The sequence below is a fragment of the Flavobacterium sp. genome (assembly GCF_043778725.1).
In the GTDB taxonomy this organism is placed as follows: domain Bacteria; phylum Bacteroidota; class Bacteroidia; order Flavobacteriales; family Flavobacteriaceae; genus Flavobacterium.
On sequence record NZ_JAYWFT010000125.1, the window covers coordinates 35,164 to 53,898 of the forward strand.

General features: G+C 31.4%; 17 protein-coding genes. 16 read left to right on the forward strand and 1 reads right to left on the reverse strand.

The genetic code is table 11. From position 1 onward, the window contains the following. The first annotated feature begins 12 nt into the window (after nucleotides 1-12). From atpA to ACH2CG_RS12145, 16 genes are all read left to right on the forward strand, one after another. A complete protein-coding gene (atpA, locus tag ACH2CG_RS12070; protein WP_395065516.1) occupies nucleotides 13-1,590 on the forward strand; it encodes a F0F1 ATP synthase subunit alpha in 1,578 nt (525 codons plus the stop codon). A gap of 73 nt (nucleotides 1,591-1,663) precedes the next feature. Next, nucleotides 1,664-2,524, forward strand: coding sequence for an ATP synthase F1 subunit gamma (gene atpG / locus ACH2CG_RS12075; RefSeq protein ID WP_395065518.1), 861 nt, complete (start codon nucleotides 1,664-1,666; stop codon nucleotides 2,522-2,524). Between the two features lie 164 nt (nucleotides 2,525-2,688). Beyond that, entirely contained in the window at nucleotides 2,689-3,828 is a 1,140-nt protein-coding gene (locus ACH2CG_RS12080) for a T9SS type A sorting domain-containing protein (protein WP_395065520.1), read from the forward strand. Between the two features lie 75 nt (nucleotides 3,829-3,903). After that, a complete protein-coding gene (locus ACH2CG_RS12085) occupies nucleotides 3,904-4,341 on the forward strand; it encodes a GNAT family N-acetyltransferase (RefSeq protein ID WP_395065522.1) in 438 nt (145 codons plus the stop codon). 114 nt (nucleotides 4,342-4,455) lie between these two features. Beyond that, on the forward strand, nucleotides 4,456-5,121 hold the full coding sequence (locus ACH2CG_RS12090) for a hypothetical protein (RefSeq protein ID WP_395065524.1): 666 nt from the start codon (nucleotides 4,456-4,458) through the stop codon (nucleotides 5,119-5,121). A gap of 5 nt (nucleotides 5,122-5,126) precedes the next feature. Further along, complete coding sequence (locus ACH2CG_RS12095) at nucleotides 5,127-6,248, forward strand: hypothetical protein (RefSeq protein WP_395065526.1); 1,122 nt, start codon at nucleotides 5,127-5,129, stop codon at nucleotides 6,246-6,248. Nucleotides 6,249-6,319: 71 nt separating this feature from the next. After that, the gene (locus tag ACH2CG_RS12100; protein ID WP_395065528.1) at nucleotides 6,320-8,134 is read left to right on the forward strand and encodes an OmpA family protein; all 1,815 of its coding nucleotides are present in this window, start codon (nucleotides 6,320-6,322) and stop codon (nucleotides 8,132-8,134) included. Nucleotides 8,135-8,198: 64 nt separating this feature from the next. Beyond that, a complete protein-coding gene (locus ACH2CG_RS12105; RefSeq protein ID WP_395065530.1) occupies nucleotides 8,199-8,969 on the forward strand; it encodes an ABC transporter permease in 771 nt (256 codons plus the stop codon). A 4-nt stretch (nucleotides 8,970-8,973) separates the two neighbouring features. After that, a complete protein-coding gene (locus ACH2CG_RS12110) occupies nucleotides 8,974-9,804 on the forward strand; it encodes an ATP-binding cassette domain-containing protein (RefSeq protein WP_395065532.1) in 831 nt (276 codons plus the stop codon). 72 nt (nucleotides 9,805-9,876) lie between these two features. Beyond that, nucleotides 9,877-11,274, forward strand: coding sequence for an AAA family ATPase (locus ACH2CG_RS12115; RefSeq protein ID WP_395065534.1), 1,398 nt, complete (start codon nucleotides 9,877-9,879; stop codon nucleotides 11,272-11,274). Between the two features lie 91 nt (nucleotides 11,275-11,365). Further along, complete coding sequence (locus ACH2CG_RS12120) at nucleotides 11,366-12,841, forward strand: lipopolysaccharide biosynthesis protein (RefSeq protein WP_395065536.1); 1,476 nt, start codon at nucleotides 11,366-11,368, stop codon at nucleotides 12,839-12,841. A gap of 14 nt (nucleotides 12,842-12,855) precedes the next feature. Then, entirely contained in the window at nucleotides 12,856-13,290 is a 435-nt protein-coding gene (dut, locus tag ACH2CG_RS12125; RefSeq protein ID WP_395065538.1) for a dUTP diphosphatase, read from the forward strand. 88 nt (nucleotides 13,291-13,378) lie between these two features. Continuing rightward, the gene (locus tag ACH2CG_RS12130; protein ID WP_395065540.1) at nucleotides 13,379-14,389 is read left to right on the forward strand and encodes a sugar phosphate nucleotidyltransferase; all 1,011 of its coding nucleotides are present in this window, start codon (nucleotides 13,379-13,381) and stop codon (nucleotides 14,387-14,389) included. A gap of 52 nt (nucleotides 14,390-14,441) precedes the next feature. Next, nucleotides 14,442-15,794, forward strand: coding sequence for a tetratricopeptide repeat protein (locus ACH2CG_RS12135; protein WP_395065542.1), 1,353 nt, complete (start codon nucleotides 14,442-14,444; stop codon nucleotides 15,792-15,794). 31 nt (nucleotides 15,795-15,825) lie between these two features. Then, nucleotides 15,826-16,599, forward strand: a complete 774-nt coding sequence (locus ACH2CG_RS12140; RefSeq protein ID WP_395065544.1) for a DUF4292 domain-containing protein — start codon at nucleotides 15,826-15,828, stop codon at nucleotides 16,597-16,599. Nucleotides 16,600-16,605: 6 nt separating this feature from the next. After that, a complete protein-coding gene (locus tag ACH2CG_RS12145) occupies nucleotides 16,606-17,859 on the forward strand; it encodes a murein hydrolase activator EnvC family protein (protein ID WP_395065546.1) in 1,254 nt (417 codons plus the stop codon). Nucleotides 17,860-18,016: 157 nt separating this feature from the next. On the opposite strand, the gene ACH2CG_RS12150 is transcribed toward ACH2CG_RS12145, so the two are convergent. Then, on the reverse strand, nucleotides 18,017-18,664 hold the full coding sequence (locus ACH2CG_RS12150) for an HD domain-containing protein (RefSeq protein ID WP_395065548.1): 648 nt from the start codon (nucleotides 18,662-18,664) through the stop codon (nucleotides 18,017-18,019). Nucleotides 18,665-18,735 lie beyond the last annotated feature (71 nt).

Sequence of the window (18,735 nt, forward strand, 5' to 3'; positions counted from 1 at the left end):
TAATAAAATATTATGGCAGAAATTAAACCAGCTGAAATTACAGCAATATTAAAAAAACAATTATCTGGTTTTGAATCAGGTGCATCGTTAGAAGAAGTAGGAACTGTACTTCAAGTGGGTGATGGTATCGCTCGTGTTTACGGTTTATCAAATGCTCAATATGGTGAGTTAGTACAATTCGACAACGGATTGGAAGCCATCGTATTGAACTTAGAAGAAGACAATGTTGGTGTTGTACTTTTAGGACCATCTACTGGAATCAGAGAAGGCTCTACAGTAAAACGTACACAACGTATTGCTTCTTTAAAAGTTGGTGAGCAAATCATTGGTCGTGTTGTAAACACACTTGGTGAGCCAATAGACGGTAAAGGACCAATTGGTGGTGAACTATATGAGATGCCACTAGAAAGAAAAGCTCCTGGTGTTATCTTTCGTCAACCAGTAACAGAACCATTACAAACTGGTATCAAAGCTGTAGATGCAATGATTCCTGTGGGTCGTGGACAACGTGAGTTGGTTATTGGTGACCGTCAAACTGGTAAATCATCAGTTTGTATTGACACGATTTTAAATCAAAAAGAATTTTACGAAGCTGGAAAACCAGTGTTTTGTATCTATGTTGCTATCGGACAAAAAGCATCAACTGTGGCTGGAATTGCAAAAATGCTAGAAGAAAAAGGAGCAATGGCTTATACAGTAATTGTAGCAGCTAACGCATCTGACCCAGCACCAATGCAGGTTTATGCACCAATGGCCGGAGCTGCAATTGGAGAATATTTCCGTGATTCGGGTCGTCCTGCATTAATTGTTTATGATGATTTATCTAAACAAGCAGTTGCTTACCGTGAAGTATCACTTTTATTAAGAAGACCACCAGGTCGTGAGGCTTATCCTGGTGACGTTTTTTACTTACACTCTCGTTTATTAGAAAGAGCGTGTAAAGTAATTGCAGATGATGATATCGCTAAAAACATGAACGATTTGCCAGATACTTTAAAAGGTATTGTAAAAGGTGGAGGTTCATTAACAGCATTGCCAATTATTGAAACTCAAGCAGGTGACGTTTCTGCATATATTCCAACTAACGTAATCTCGATTACAGATGGACAAATTTTCCTTGATGGTGATTTGTTTAATTCTGGAGTTCGTCCTGCAATTAACGTAGGTATTTCGGTATCTCGTGTTGGAGGTAATGCTCAAATTAAATCAATGAAAAAAGTTGCTGGTACCTTAAAATTAGACCAAGCGCAATTCCGTGAATTGGAAGCTTTCGCTAAATTTGGATCCGATTTAGATGCGGTAACTTTAAACGTAATTGAAAAAGGTAGAAGAAATGTTGAAATCTTAAAACAAGGTTTGAATGACCCTTATACTGTTGAAGATCAGGTTGCAATTATCTATGCTGGATCTAAAAACCTATTAAGAAATGTTCCTGTTAATAAAGTAAAAGAATTCGAAAAAGACTTCTTGGAGTATTTAAACAATAAACATAGAGACGTTCTTGATGCATTAAAAGCAGGAAAATTAGATGATAATATCACAGATGTTATTGAAAAAACAGCTAAAGAATTATCAGCAAAATATAATTAAAAAGCATTAAGTATCAAGTATCAAGAATTAAGACATCTTGATACTTGATATTTAAATCTTAATACTCAAAAACATGGCAAATTTAAAGGAAATCCGTAATAGAATTACTTCCGTTTCATCAACAATGCAGATTACTTCTGCGATGAAAATGGTTTCTGCTGCAAAGCTAAAAAAAGCACAAGATGCAATTACAGCTATGCGACCTTATGCCGAAAAATTAACGGAATTATTACAAAATCTATCTTCAACTCTTGAAGGTGAAGTTGGTGGAAGTTTTACAAAACAACGCGAAATCAATAAGGTTTTAGTAGTTGCAATTACTTCAAATAGAGGTTTGTGTGGTGCATTTAACACAAATGTTATCAAACAAGCCAAAGTTGTTGCTGAATCTTATTCTGGAAAACAAGTTGATATTTTTGCAATTGGTAAAAAAGGAAATGATGTTTTAGCAAAGACTAGTACGGTTATTGAAAATCATAGTGATGTTTACGATAATTTGACTTTTGATAATGTAGCAACTATTGCAAATATCTTAACAGAAAAATTCACTTCTGGCGATTATGATAAGATTGAAATAGTATACAATCAATTTAAAAATGCCGCTACACAAATCGTTCAAACCGAGCAATTTTTACCATTAGCAGCAGTAAAATCTGATAAGCCAGCATCAACTGGAGATTATATTTTTGAACCTTCAAAAGAGGAGATTGTTGAAACATTAATTCCAAAAATGTTAAAAACACAATTGTATAAATCCATTAGAGATTCATTTGCTTCTGAACATGGCGCTCGTATGACTGCAATGCACAAAGCAACTGATAATGCAACTGATTTAAGAAATCAATTGAAATTAACTTACAACAAAGCACGTCAAGCTGCAATTACTAACGAAATCTTAGAAATTGTTGGTGGAGCAGAAGCTTTGAAAGGATAATTTTTTAATTCAAATAAATTTTAAGAAGAGTCAACAGTAGTTGGCTCTTTTTTTGTTATTTTTATAACAGAAATAAATTTTATAATAAACAATAATATAAAAAATTGATTTAACATTATGCAAGAGCATATCTTTTGTACCTTTTGTATTTTAAAACGATAAAAATGAAAAAGTTTGTTTTACTAATAGTTTGTTTTAGTTTTAATATTGGAATTAGCCAAATAATAAACATACCAGATCCAATCTTTAAATCTTTACTTGTTAACTCCTCATATAGTATTAATACAGCTTTTGATTGTGTAAACTATAACAATTACAAAATAGATATTAATAATAATGGAGAAATTGAAGAAAGTGAAGCATTATTGGTTTGTACATTATTTATCAATACTCCAGGAATTAATAATTTAACGGGTATTGAGCATTTTACAAATTTAACACAATTGATTTGTGTTCAAAATAATATAACAAGTATTAACGTATCGCAACTTGTTAACCTAGAGTATTTATTTTGTGGTCAAAATAATTTAACAAATCTTGATGTATCACAACTTATCAATTTAAAACTGTTGAGTTGTAGTTACAATAATTTATCCACTATTGATGTATCACAACTTGCAAATTTAGAGAGTTTAGGTTGTAACAACAACCAATTAACGCATTTAGATATAAGTAATTTATCAAATCTAAAAAATGCTTATTTTGTTAATAACCAAATCAATACTTTTGATTTTGAAAATACCCCAATGTTAGAAAAAGTTTTTTGTAAAAACAACCAATTAACGAGTTTAGATTTTAGCAACAATCCACTATTTAATGAGCTAGATTGTATGAACAATCCTAACTTAACCTCAATTAATATTAGTAATGGTACAACCCAACTTTTTGGTCCACAAACAGCCTACAATGAATGCTGGACAGGTTGCCCAAATCTTTCAAGAATTTGCGCTGATAGTAGTGAACTACTTGCTTTAGAAAATTATCTTGATAGCTGTAATATTGATATTAATACGATTACTTTTACTAGTAATTGTAATTTGGGTAATGAAGCGTTTGCTAAAAATGAAATGGTTATTTATCCTAATCCATTTAAAAATAGTTTTAAAATAAGTGTACCAAACCTGACATCTGACAATGTTATTATTAAAGTCTATGATATGTTGGGTAAAACTATAGAGGTTTTAGATTTATCAATACAACAATTAGAAACATTAGAACTTGGTAAAAATTATAAAAGTGGTGTTTATACTATTTTGGTACAACAAGGTACAAACTTACAAACATTGCGAATTATTAAAGAGTAAAAAACTAAAGTAAATATAAAGAGTCAACAGTAGTTGGCTCTTTTTTGTTATTTTTATATCTGAATTTAATAAAAAATGAAATTACAAGTTTTAACATCCGTTCAAGAAATGCTTTCGCAAATAGAAACCATAAAATTTCTATATCCAAACATGACTATTGAAAGATATAAAGGTTTTCTATCAGATATGATTCCAAAAAATTACAAACAAGTTGCCGTTTTTGATGGAGAAACTTGTGTAGGATTAACTGGTTTTTGGTTTGGCACCAAATTATGGACAGGAAAATACCTAGAAATTGATAATTTTATAGTCCATCCGGATTATAGAAAAAACGGAATTGGTAAACTTCTAACAAATTTTATTGACGAAAAAGCCATAGAATTAAATTGTACTTGTATCGTTCTAGATGCTTTTACAGGAAACTTTGTAGCACACAAATTCTATTATAATCAAGGCTATGTTCCAAGAGGTTTTCACTTTATAAAAACAATTGACGAAAATGGGTTTTCTTGATTTTAAAGAGATTCTTACAAATTTTAAAATTTCTATTTAAAAATTAGTAACTTTTTAGTCATATATTCGTATAACTTTAACATTACCTATTTATCTAAAAATAAAATCTACCAAATGGCAAAAGAAAATTTTAATTGGAAAAGTCTTTTTGTAAATGAAGAAACAGAAAATACTTCTAAACAAGAAACAGTAAACACACCAATTTCCGATGTAAATAAATTTCCAGAAAGTCCTACTACATTTCAACCAACCGAAAGCGCAACCAATAATCCATTTCTAAACGAAATTTTTGCTGTTTATGAAAAAGGTTTTGAATCTTTAAATCAAACTGGTTTTGACTTTTATGAAATGTATAAATCGGTAATTTCTGTAGGAGCAACCAATCCGCAAAGCTATCAAATGGCTTTTACGATGGGAAAAACTATCAATCCGCAATTGTCTAAATCATTTCTCTTAGAAAAAAGTAAATATTATACAGAAGAAATTGAAAAAGTTCATGCCAAGTATGATGCTACAGGAAATTCTAGAAAGAAAGATTTAAACGATGCAATCACTGCCGAAAAAGGAAATTTAACTCGAACGATAAGTGATTTAGAATCTAAAATCGCACAACTTCAAAGTGATTTGCAAAAAAATAAAGCCGAACTTGAAAAAATAGACTTCAAAAACAAAGAGCAATTCAGCGAAATTCAACTTAAAATTGAAGCTAATGATTTGGCAAAAAAGAAAATTTTAGATTCAATTAATACAATCGTAACTGGTATCAATCAATACTTATAAAATCAATGGATAAATTTGCACAAGAAAAAACGACACTTTTAGAACTTCCAATTCTTAAACATTTTGATGAATCTAAAGGTGAAATTGCATTAAGTTCAAACACATTAAAAAAAGGTGAAAAATCTATCTTTTGGATTCTCGCTTTAGGACTTTTAGGAGTTGGTGGTTACCTAACTTGGACGTACATTATTCCGCCACTTTTCACAATGCTAGGTCAAGCAATTGCACTTTCAGCCACTGGAGTTTTCCTAATTTTTTTAGTGATGATGTTTCCAGTAATCATGAAAGGTTTACGTTTTATGACTAAAAATTTGCACAAAGCATTAATTCAGAGTAATCCGTTTAATGAATTAGAAGAGCAAAAACAGAAAATGGTAAAGAACCGTGAAGTTTTTAAAAACACTAAAGCCAAGCTTAAAGGTTTGAAAAACGAAATGGAAATTGAAGCTACTAAATCTGAAAAAGAAGCAAAATCATTTCAAGAAGATGTGCTGAGTTTGCAACGTCAATCCGAAAAATTGAAATCAGCCATGGACGAAATGGTTCGAATAAATGGTGCTGCAGCAAAAGATACTGATGAATATGTTGCCTTACAAAGTGAATTAGCAAGAAAACTTTCCGATTCACAACGAATTTCAAATCAATACGAGCAAAGCAAAAGTTTTATCCAGAAATATGGCGTAAGAGCGAATGTTCTTGGTAAAATGGACAGAAAACTTACACTTGCCGGAACTGCAATTGACATAAAAATTGCCGATTTTGATGCAACTGTTGTGATGTTAAAAAAGGAATTCGAATTTGCTAAAAACGCCAAAGAAGCAACAGAAAGTGCCAAAAGTGCGATGATGTTTACTAAAGATTGGGAATTAGAATACGCATTAGAAGTGGTAACATCAACAATTGCCTTGGATATTGCTAGAACTTCTGAAAACCTGATTGATATTGACGCATTGACATCGAAATATTCTGTAGATAATGACGAACTGTATTCACGATTAGATTCGTTGGCAGATCAAATTAAAACTGGCGACAATACCATTCCAGATTCTACTAAATACACAAGTCCAAATTATAAAATCACTAAAGACGACAAGTTGAACAGTGGTGGTTTTGGAGATATTTTTTAACCTCTTATGTCATCCCGAGCGCAGTCGAGGGAAATATTATAACTAAAAACAAATTTAACTTTTAAATACAAATGGGAAAAATTTTACGAACAACTAAATTAACTACTTTTTCTGAACTTTTAATAGTTCTAGGTGGAGTTGGAGCGATTTTAACTGCAGTTTATTTTATTTCACCAGGTCTAAAAACCGCAGTTTCTAAACAATTAAACGGAATAGAATTAAATACAAGTGATGTAAATAACGTTACAAATGCTGCCAAAATAGCATTGCCATCTAAAGAAGTTTCATCTGAAGTTGCAGATAAACCTGTATTAAGAATTGCTGGTTACGCTTGGAATGCCGAATCTGGAATTATCGTTGCCAATGGTGGACCAAAAACAACTAAAGGTTCGTTGATGGAAAAAAACGGTGTAAATCTAGAAATTATTCGTCAAGACTGGTTGTCAGAATTACGCAATATGCAAATGAAATTTATTGAAGAATTTGATGGTGGAACTGCTTTTCCAACTTCAGATAAAAGTGCTGCTGCTGTAATGATTATGGGAGATGGTGCACCATTTTACATCAGTTCTGTTCAAAAGTCATTAGACGAAAAATACGGAAAAGATAAATACCATTTACAAGTTTTTGGAGCAATTGGAATGAGTTATGGAGAAGATAAATTAATTGGACCACCAAGTTGGAAATCAGATCCTAAATCTATGAAAGGCTCAGTAATTTCTGCCGTTCTTGGTGATGGTGACTGGGTTACAACGGTAAACTATTGTTTTGCAAACGGATTAAAAGTAAATCCAGATCCAACAACGTATGATGCTGATGCTGTAAATATCTATCCGTCAGAAAATGATGATTACATGAAATCGGCAGAAGAATTGATAAAATCGCAAACTGCAGGTTTTACCGTTTCTTTGAAAGAAGTTACAAACGGAAAATTGACTGGAAAATCAGTTAACAGAAAAATCGATGGTTGTGCTACTTGGACGCCAGGAGACAAAACGGTTTTTGATAAATTGAATGGCTTTGTTGACATCGTTTCTACCAAAGAATTTAACAACCAAATGCCTTGCGTAATTATTGGAGTTAAAGAATGGGCAGCGAAAAACCCAGAAGTGTTTTCTAATGTTTTCAAATCGACTTTGACAGCTTCCAACCAAATGAAAAATTATGAAGATTGGAAAGTTAGAGCCTCTGAAGCAGTTGCTGATACGTACAAAATCGAAACTCCCGAATATTGGTACAAAATGTTCAAAGGACAACAAGGAACTAAAAACGGTTTGACTTTTAATATGGGTGGATCTAAAGTATTTAATTATGCCGATGCCATGCAATATTTTGGATTGTCTGACGGAGTTAACAGATACAAAGCGGTTTACAATCAAGTTGGAACGTATTTAACAGAATTGAATCCGTTTGGATTTAACGAAAATGTTGGAAAAGTTTCTTCTTATGACGAAGCGGTAAATTTATTTTATCTAAAAAATATTAATGATATCGAATCGTCTGCTGCTGATAAATCGGATTATTCTGCAAAAGCTACCGAAGTTATGGCTAGTGGCGAATGGAGAATTAATTTTAACTCAGGAAGTGCCGAAGTTCAAAGTAATTCATCTAAAGATTTAGAGAAAATTTACAACTTGTTAATTCAGGCAGAAAATTCCAAATTAACAATTGTTGGTCATACCGATAATGTTGGAAATCCAGATTCTAATGTGTCGTTGTCTAAAAATCGTGCGCAAGCCGTTGTAGATTATCTTACACAAAAAGGAATTCCAGCCAATCGTTTCCAATTAATTGATGGAAAAGGTCAAAACGAACCAGTTTCTGACAACAATTCTGCTAGCGGAAAAGCTAAAAACAGACGCGTTGTGGTTACCTTCTTAAAATAATTTTTATTCAATAACAAAAAGCTACTTATAATTTTTAAGTAGCTTTTTTTAACTCTTTTTTTTGATGTTAAAATATTTTACACCTTTTGAAAAAACGACCAAAATGCAACGAACTATCATCTTAGTTTCGTGGGTTGTTTTATTATTTGCCATTTGGTTTATTGGCTCGTCTGGAACCAAACATTTGTTTCCAACACCAAGCCAAGTGCTTACTGGTTTTTCAGAATTGTATAAAGAAGGATTGGTCGTTCATATTTTTCATTCTTTACAACTCTGCTTTTTATCCATTCTTTTGGCAACAATAATTGCCTTGTTATTTGCCTATTCTTGGCCAATTCCGTTAATGAAACCTGTGGCAGAATTTGTAACAAAATTTAGATTTCTACCTTTCACCGGATTGTCTTTTTACATCACATTGATGGTTCACGATGCTAGAAATATGCAAGTATGGATATTGGTAATTTTCTTGACAACGTTCTTGACAACATCTTTAATTGCTGTCATTAAGGACATTCCGCAAGAAGAATTTGATCATGCCAAAACCCTAAAATGCAACCGTTGGGAAGTGCTTTGGCAAGTAATTGTTTTAGGAAGAATTGATTATGTAATTGATGTAATTCGTCAAAATTTAGCCATAACTTGGATGATGCTTGTAACGGTAGAATCAATCGTAGTGGCTTCTGGAGGTTTAGGATTTTTAATTAAAAATTCTGATAAATTCATGAATCACGGTCGTATAATTGCCTTGCAAATCATCATTCTTTTAATAGGATTGGGACTGGATTGGTCCATCAATTTTTTAAGAAAATCAGTATTTAGATATTCAAAAATATAACGCTATGGAATTCGAATTTAAAGAAACACTTTTGTACGTTGAAAATCTTAGCGTAGTATATGATGACGTTACCATTATTAAAGATATTAGTTTGGTTGAAAAAAATGTTGTCAGACCAAAATTCGATAACACCGGACAAGTTATCGCTTTTGTAGGAAGATCTGGAAGAGGAAAATCTACATTTTTTAAAACATTAACTGGTTTGGTTCAGCCCAATTCGGGTAAAATTTTAATCAAAGATTTTGAAAGCAATGAATTAAATGCTGCAAAACCTGTACGTGAAGGCGATATTGGATTTGTAGATCAAAAATATACGTTGTTCCGACACAAAACGGTGCTTCAAACATTGAAATTTGCCTTGAGAAAAACTACTTTATCGGCTCAAGAACAAGAAACTAAAATCAATAAATACGTCAAAGAATGGGGTTTGGAATCGTGTAAGGATAAATATCCAAACGAACTTTCTGGCGGACAACGACAACGAACAGCCATTATTGAACAGCTTTTTTCATCAGATAAATTAATAGTTTTAGACGAACCTTTTTCGGGATTAGATATTGGAAACATTGAAGAAGTAAAAAAATCATTCGAATTGCTAAGTTCTTCACACGATTTAAATACCGTGATTTTCTCAACACATGATATTGAATTAGCAATTGAATTAGCTCAAGCGATTTACGTAATTGGTTATCCAACAGTTGGCGGAAAAAAGCAAACCTACGGAAGTATTGTTGCCAAATACGATTTACGTGAAATGGGAATTTGCTGGAAAGCAAAATGCGAAGACCACGATAAATTATACAAAGAAATTGCGCTTCAAATGATGAATTCGTAATTTAAATAACTAATAAAATTCTAAATCCTGCAAGGTCTTTTTGATCTTGTAGGTTTTTAATACCATTAAAACATGGGTTTTACAACAACTTTTTTACAACAATTAGAGCAAGAAACAATTTCAATCTTAGCGATATGTAAAGTTTTAAATGCTGATAATTTGTTTATTCAAAAAATAAATGAACTTGTAAAATCAAATGCTGCAAACGGATTGTTATTCAAGGCAGAACATTTTTTTCTTTCCGATTGTATTTCAATTTATAGAAAATTGGGAGAAAAAGAAACCGAGAAATCGCAGTTTACCTTGGCTTATTACTATGATGTTTTACGCAACAATCATTTTGCGGATGCCAAAAATTTAGGTGAATTTGACAAATTGGTCGCTTCACCAAATTTTAAAAATTTTCTCGAAAAAGTAAAAGTTGAAAACACAATTTCTACTATTAATTCAAGTGTTTTCATCAAAGTTTTATCAGAAAATAAAAACCCACAACTAGAAATAGTAGTTCAGCATTTTTATAAATTTCTATACTTTTCATTTGATAAATCTTTCGAAAAAAATGCTGTTGCAAATCAATTTTTCGAATCCAATTCAGATAAAAATCAACTTCCAAATGACGATTCATTAGAAAAAGTTCTTGCAGAATTGAATGAATTAATAGGTTTGGAAAACGTAAAAAAAGACGTTTCCGAATTAATAAATTTGTTAGAAATCCAAAAGAAACGAACTTTAGAAGGATTAAAAAATACCGAAATTACACTTCATACCGTATTTCTTGGTCCACCAGGAACTGGAAAAACTTCTGTCGCACGATTGTTAAGTAGAATTTTCAAACATTTAGGATTTCTATCCAAAGGACAATTAATTGAAACCGACAGAGAAGGAATGATTGCCGGATTTGTTGGTCAGACGGCATTGAAAGTTGATAAAGTTGTAGAAGAAAGTTTAGGTGGCGTTTTGTTTATTGACGAAGCGTATGCTTTAACTCAAAATTCTTTGGGAAATGATTATGGCGCAGAAGCCGTAAACACTCTAATTAAAAGAATGGAAGATCACCGTGACGATTTGGCTTTGGTTGTTGCTGGTTACACCGAACCTATGAAGATTTTTGTAGAATCCAATCCGGGTTTGCGTTCAAGATTCAATCGTTTTTTCGAATTCAATCATTTTTCACCTTCCGAATTGTTGCAGATTTTTGAATCTGTTGCAAAGAAATCTGATTTTGTAATTACCGATGATGCTAAAGAAAAACTCAATGACACTTTTGTTTTACTTCATGAAAAGAAAAATGAAAGCTTTGGGAATGCTCGTGTAGTAAGAAATCTTTTCGAAAAATGTGTTCAAAACCAAGCCAACCGAATTATCAAAATCAAAAAACTATCCAAAAAAACATTAAAAACGCTGACAGAAGAAGATATTCCAGAGCCAAATGAAACTCAAAATCATGTAGCTTTCGAAATTAAAGAATAAAATTTCAAGAAAATTGGTATCGCATTAAATTCATGTTAATTAGTGAAAATTTGTATCGAAAACCCTATTTTTACACCATAAAAAAATCACTTTGAGTTTATACAAAAATCTTTTTAAGCAGACTGCAATTTACGGCATTGCGATGGTGCTTCCGCGAATGTTGAGTTTTTTTTTGGTGCGATTGTATACAGATGTTCTTCCTAATCCTTCCGATTATGGCAATTTAACTATAGTTTTATCTTACATGGTTTTTCTTAACGTAGTTTTATCCTACGGATTTGAAACAGCTTTCTTCCGATTTTATAATTCGGAATCTGATAAAAATAAAGTAATTAGAACAGCAACAACTTCCATTTTTTTTACAACAACAATTTTTTTGGTCGTAGCACTTTTGTTTAGAAATACAATAGCAAAATGTGTCGAATTAAATGTAGCGTTTATCACTTATTCTATTTGGATTTTGGCATTAGATGCTTTAGTGGTTATTCCATTTTCTAAACTACGAGCCAACCAAAGACCAATAAAGTATGCGGTTTTAAAAATAGGAAATGTAATTATCAATCTAGCATTTAATTTTTTCTTTCTCTTAATTCTACCAAACATTGCAAAAAATAATCCGGGAAGTTTTATAGATACTATTTACTTTAAGGATTTTGAAGTTTGCTATATTTTAATTGCTAATATTATAGCTAGTCTATTGACTTTAGTTGTTTTATCTCCAGATTATTTTTCTATGAAGTGGGAAATAGATAAAGAACTATGGAAGAAAATGATAAAATATGGAATGCCAATTCTTGTTGCTGGGATTGCATTTGCTATAAACGAGCACTTAGATAAAATTTTACTTAGTAAAATCTTGCCATTTAAAATCGCCGCTGCTGAAGTTGGAGCGTATTCGGCTTGCTATAAGATTGGATTATTTATGGTTTTATTTCGTACGGCATATACATTGGGTATTGAGCCATTTTTTTTCAGTCATGCAGGTAATGAAAACGCACCACAAACTTACGCAACAATCACAAGATATTTCGTGATTTTTGGTTCATTTATGTCATTAGGTATAATTGTTTTTGCCGACGTCATTAAAATTTTATTATTAGATAATCCTCAATATTGGGATGCTATGAAAATTGTTCCATTAATTATTTTTGCAAATTTCTTTTTGGGAATTTATACTAATCTTTCGGTTTGGTATAAGATAAAAGATAAGACAAAAATTGGAGCATATATTTCAATTGTAGGCGCAATTGTAACATTGGGATTAAACTTTATTTTAATACCATACATCAGTTATTTAGGCTCTGCAATTGCAACCATTGCTGCATATGGCAGTATGATGTTTATTTCTTATCGATTAGGACAAAAACACTATCCAATTCCATACGATTTAAATAAAATAGTTAGTTATTTAGGAATTGCAATTGTGCTATCGTCATTATCATTTTATATTCCAATATTTAGAAAAACCTATATCTTTGGGATACTATCACTCATCTTTTTTGGATATTATACATATAAAAACGAGAGAAGTCTTATTCTAAGAATTCTAAAACGTAAAAATAAATAAAAGATAAAATATTTATGACCATTAAAATAATCAATAAATCAACGCACGATTTACCTAATTACGAAACTATCGCTTCGGCAGGAATGGATTTACGTGCCAATATATTAGAACCAATTACATTAAAATCATTAGAGAGAACTATTGTAAAAACAGGACTTTTTATTGAGTTACCAATAGGTTACGAAGCACAAGTAAGACCAAGAAGTGGATTGGCTGCCAAAAAAGGAGTTACCGTTTTAAATTCTCCAGGAACAGTCGATGCCGATTATCGTGGTGAAATTGGAGTAATTTTAGTAAATTTATCCAATGAAGATTTTGTAATTGAAAACGGCGAACGTATTGCACAATTAATTATTGCTAAACACGAACGTGCAGAGTGGATTGAAGTTCAAGAGTTATCCGAAACTTCTAGAGGTGAAGGCGGTTTTGGTAGTACTGGAATTAAATAGTGGGCAGTGCTCAGTCGCAGTAAGCAGTTTTAAAAAAAAATTTAAAGTATACAGTTAAGTCTTAATACATAAATCTTAATACTAAAAAATGAAAATAATAGTTCCAATGGCAGGTCGTGGTTCAAGATTGCGTCCTCATACATTAACAATTCCGAAACCATTAATTCCTATTGCTGGAAAACCAATTGTACACCGATTGGTTGAAGATATTGCCGCAGTTTTAAATCAAGAAATTGAAGAAGTTGCCTTTATCATTCACGAAAGTTTTGGTAAAAAAGTAGAAGAAGAACTAATTGCAATTGCTCAAAAATTAGGCGCAAGAGGAACAATTTATTATCAAAATGAAGCACTTGGAACTGGTCATGCCATTATGTGTGCTAAAGATTCGCTAAGTGGTTCGGCAGTTATTGCGTATGCAGATACTTTAATTCGTGCCGATTTCGATTTGGATAAAACTGCCGATAGCGTTATTTGGGTAAAACAAGTTGATCAACCAGAGGCTTTTGGAGTAATAAATTTAAACGAAAACAATGAGATAATTGAACTTGTTGAAAAACCAAAAGAATTCGTTTCTGATTTGGCCGTTATTGGAATATACTATTTCAAAGATGTAGCCGTTTTAAAGAATGAATTGCAGTTAGTTCTAGATAACAACATTATTCATGGTGGCGAATATCAAATTAATGATGGAATTAAACAAATGATGGCAAAAGGCATGAAATTTGTACCAGGAAAAGTGGACGAATGGATGGATTGCGGAAATAAAGATGTTACTGTAGATACCAATAATAGAATGTTGAATTTCTTGCACAATGACGGAATTCACCTAATTGATTATGATGTAAAACAAGAAAATTCAAACATAATTCCGCCATGTTATATTGGTAAAGATGTAGTTTTAATTAATGCTACTGTCGGTCCAAATGTTTCGCTTGGAGATGGATGTCATGTTCAAAATAGTAGTATTAAAAATAGTTTAGTACAAACGCATGCACACATAAAAAATGCCAATTTAGATAATGCCATGATAGGAAATCATGCTAGTTTTGATGGTAATTTTACAAGTATCAGCATTGGAGATTATTCGATTTTAGAATAAATTTACGTTTCCTAAAATGGTTTTTAAACTAATTAGGAATTATAAAAAGCAGATGAAAAAAACAGTTTTATTTAGTTTCCTTTTCGGAATATTTTTTGTTCCAATTTCTCTTTGGGCTCAAACCGAACCTAAAGATACATTGGCATTGGCAGAAAACAAGTTTGAAGAATCTTTTTATGAATCACTGAAGCAAAAAGGAATTCAAAACTATGACAAAGCTGTTGATGCTTTAGAAAAATGTCAAAACTTGCAACCCAACAATGCGGTAGTTTATTTTGAATTAGGTAAAAATTATTTAGCCGATAAAAAATACCCTCAAGCCTACGAAAATTTCGAAAAAGCAACCAAAATTGATCCAACCAACAGATGGTATTGGAACGGAATGTACGATGTAACTTATGAAACTCATGACTACAACAAATCTATTTTAATTGTTGAAAAATTGATTGAGTTTAAGCCAGATTTTAAAGAAGATTTAGTATCGCTTTACATGAATACGCAACAGTTTGACAAAGCTTTAGACTTGATAAATGAGCTAAACGAAACCGTAGGAAAATCTGAAAAAAGAGAATTATACAAAGCAGATATTCTTCGTGATGCCAAATATCAAGGTTCGGAAAAAGCCAATCTTATTGATAAAATAAAAAAGAATCCAAAAGATGAAGCCAATTATATAGCTTTAATTTATATGTATTCACAAAGTAATCAAGAAGAAAAAGCACTTGAAATAGCCAAACAATTAGAAAAAGAAATTCCAACATCAGACTGGGCACAAGTGAGTTTGTTTAAATTTCATTTAAATAACAATGATGGAGAAAAAGCTGTAAAAGCTATGAATATTGTTTTTGCAAGTGATAAAATAGATAAGAAAATAAAACATAGAATGTTGAACGAATTCTTACTGTTTACAAGAAATAATCCGCAATATGATAAAGATTTAGAAAAAGCTATTGGTTATTTTGACAACGATAAAGAAGTAAAAGTTGCTAAAGAAATTGGTAAATTTTATCAAGCCAAAAAAGATTGGAATAATGCGATTAAATACTATGAAATGCATTTAAAAAGTACAAGTGACGACATGGATACCATTTTGTTATTGATGCAAGCTTTTACAGAAAGCCAACAATTTGAAAAATTAGCCAAGGCGTCTGATGGGCAAATGCAATTGTTTCCTACGCAACCACAACTATATTATTATAACGGACTAGCAAACAATCAATTAAAAAACTATAAAAAAGCAAAGGATATTTTAGAATCTGGAATAGATTTTATTGTCGATGATGTGATTTTAGAAATAAATTTTAACCTTCAACTTGGTGAAGCATTCAATGGATTGGGCGATATGAAAAAGAAAGACACCTATTTTAGTAAAGCAAACGAATTGATAAATAAGCAAAAAAAATAATATTAAAAACTCCTTTTTTAGAAACAATTTAATGAAAAAATATTTAGCAATTTTAATGATTATTGTACTTTCTTCTTGCAAGTCTAAAGCGGTTTTATCCGAAGGAACTGCGAGTAGTACAATTTTGGCAGAAAAAATTATTGAAAACCATTACAACAATAAAACCAATTTTTCTACATTATATATAAAATCAAGTGCACGATATCAAGACGATAAACAAACGCAGAATGTACAAGCAGAAATAAAGATTAAGAAAGACGAAAAAATATTGGTAAGCATTCGTGTTCTTGGTTTTACAATGGCAAAAGCATTAATTACGCCAACATCTGTTCAGTATTATGAAAAGATAGGAAATAAATATTTTGAAGGCGATTATGCTGGATTGAGCAATTGGCTTGGCACCGATTTAGATTTTCAAAAAGTACAAAACATGTTGCTAGGAAAAGCAATGGACGATTTACATAAAGGAAAATATGTTGTTTCTATAATGGAAAAATTGTATAAACTAGAGGGAAACTCTGATGCTAAAACCAATAAATCATTTTTCTTTGAAGGCGAAAATTTTTTATTGAAAAGACAAGAAATAAATCAAGTTTTACAAGAAAGAACAATGCAAGTTGCCTATCCAGATTATAAAAAATACGATGAAATGATTTTACCATTATCTTTGGCAATTGATGCTAGACAGAAAGAGGGAAAAACCAATATTGATATAGAATATAAAACAGCAACATTCAACGAAGACCTTTCTTTTCCTTACAGTGTTCCAGAAGGTTATGAACGAATTTACATTGACAAGAATTAATAAAAGATGCAAAAAAAAATAATTACCTTACTTTTTATTTGTTTAACTTCATTGGCATGGAGCCAACAAACGCAAGAAGAACTTGAACAAAGGAAATCTAAAATTCAAGATGAAATTCGTGAAAAAGAAAAGATGCTTCAAGAGGTTAGAGGACAAGAAAAATCGGTTGGAAAACTGTTGCAAATTCAGAAGGAAAAAATTGGATTAAAAGAAAAATTAATTAATACTACAGAAAAACAAACCAAGTTGTTGAGTAACGATATGTACATTAATCAGGTTCAAATTAATAAATTGAAAAAAGATTTAGTGGTTTTAAAAGATGACTATGCAGAAATGATTTTGAAATCATACAAAAGTCGCTCACAACAAAGTAGAGTTATGTTTATGTTGTCTTCAGAAAACTTCTTGCAAGCCTACAAAAGGTTGCAATACATGAAGCAATACTCAAGTTATAGAAAGATGCAAGGCGATGAGATTAAAGATAAATCTACAAAATTATCGGACTATAATGCTAAATTAAGCGGACAAAAAACCGAAAAAGTAAAACTGCTTGGAGAGCAAGAAAAACAACGTCAAGATCTAGAAAAAGAAAAAATTGAGCAAGAAAAAATAGCCAATAGTTTAAAGAAAAGTAAAAAACAAATTACTGCCGAAATCAAGAAAAAGCAACAAGAATCTAAGAGAATTGATGCTCAAATTCAAAAAATGATTAGAGAAGCAATTGCAGAAGCAAATAGAAAAACTGCTGCTGCTAAAGCTAAAGCAAGCCCAAAAACTACAACAGCCGCCGAAACAAAAAAAATAGAATCTTCTACCAAAATTGTATTAACACCAGAAGGACAATTAATATCTAATAACTTTAAAGCCAATAAAGGACGTTTACCTTGGCCAGTAGAAAAAGGTGATATTACATCAAGCTATGGCGACCAACCGCATCCTGTATATCCATCAATTAGAGTTCATAATAGCGGAATTGATATTACAACCGAATCTGGAGCTTCTGCTAGAGCCGTTTTTGGTGGCGAAGTAACTCAAGTTCAAATGATTTCTCCGCTCAAAAAAGCGGTTATTATTAAACATGGAGATTTTTTCACAATTTATCAAAACCTTAGTACTGTTAATGTTAGTGTAGGAGATAAGGTTGTTGCTAAACAAAATATAGGGAAAATACGAACGGATTCCGATGGTAAAACAATTCTTAAATTTATGATTTCTCAAAATACAATACCAAACAATCCATCTCCTTGGTTAAGTAGATAGTAACTTATTGATGATAAAACTTAATGGAAATATTTAGTATTATTTGTAAAGTCAAATAGCCTTGTTTTAGTATCACAAAAATAGGGTAACACTATAATTTAAGGTAATTTGGTGTAAAAATTTATGCATTAAAACAGGTTTTAGTTAACCTGTTTTTTTATTTTTCTCCATCCCATTCACTATAAAATTGTGAAAGATAAATTTCCATAAATTGATGTCTTTGTTGCGCTATTTTTTTGCCAGTATTGGTATTCATTTTGTCTTTTAGCAACAATAATTTTTCATAAAAATGATTTAATGTAGGCGATTCATTCTTCTTATATTCTTGCCTGCTCATAGAAAGATTAGGAGCAATTTCTGGATCATAAAGAGGCCTATTTTTAAAACCACCATAATTAAATGTTCTAGCAATTCCAATAGCTCCAATAGCATCTAGTCTATCAGCATCTTGAACAATTTCTAATTCTTTGGAAGTGAATTTCTTTTCGAAATTTCCTCCTTTAAACGAGATATTCTCTATAATGTTTATCACATGAAGTATGATTTGTTCAGATGCGTTTTGCGATTCCAGAAACTCACGAGCCACTTTTGGACCAACCGTTTCATCGCCATCATTAAACTTACTATCTGCAATATCATGAAGCAAGGCTCCAAGTTTTACAATTTCTAAATCACATTGTTCTCCATCGGCAATTAGCAAAGCATTTTTATAAACACGTTGCATGTGAAACCAGTCATGACCTGCTTCGGCACCTTTTAATTTTTCTTTTACAAAAAGAATAGTGTTGTCAATTAAATTATTCATAGTGCTTTTATAAAAAATTCCAAACTCAAAAAAAAAGTATTGGAGTTTGGAATTTCGGAATTTTTAATATT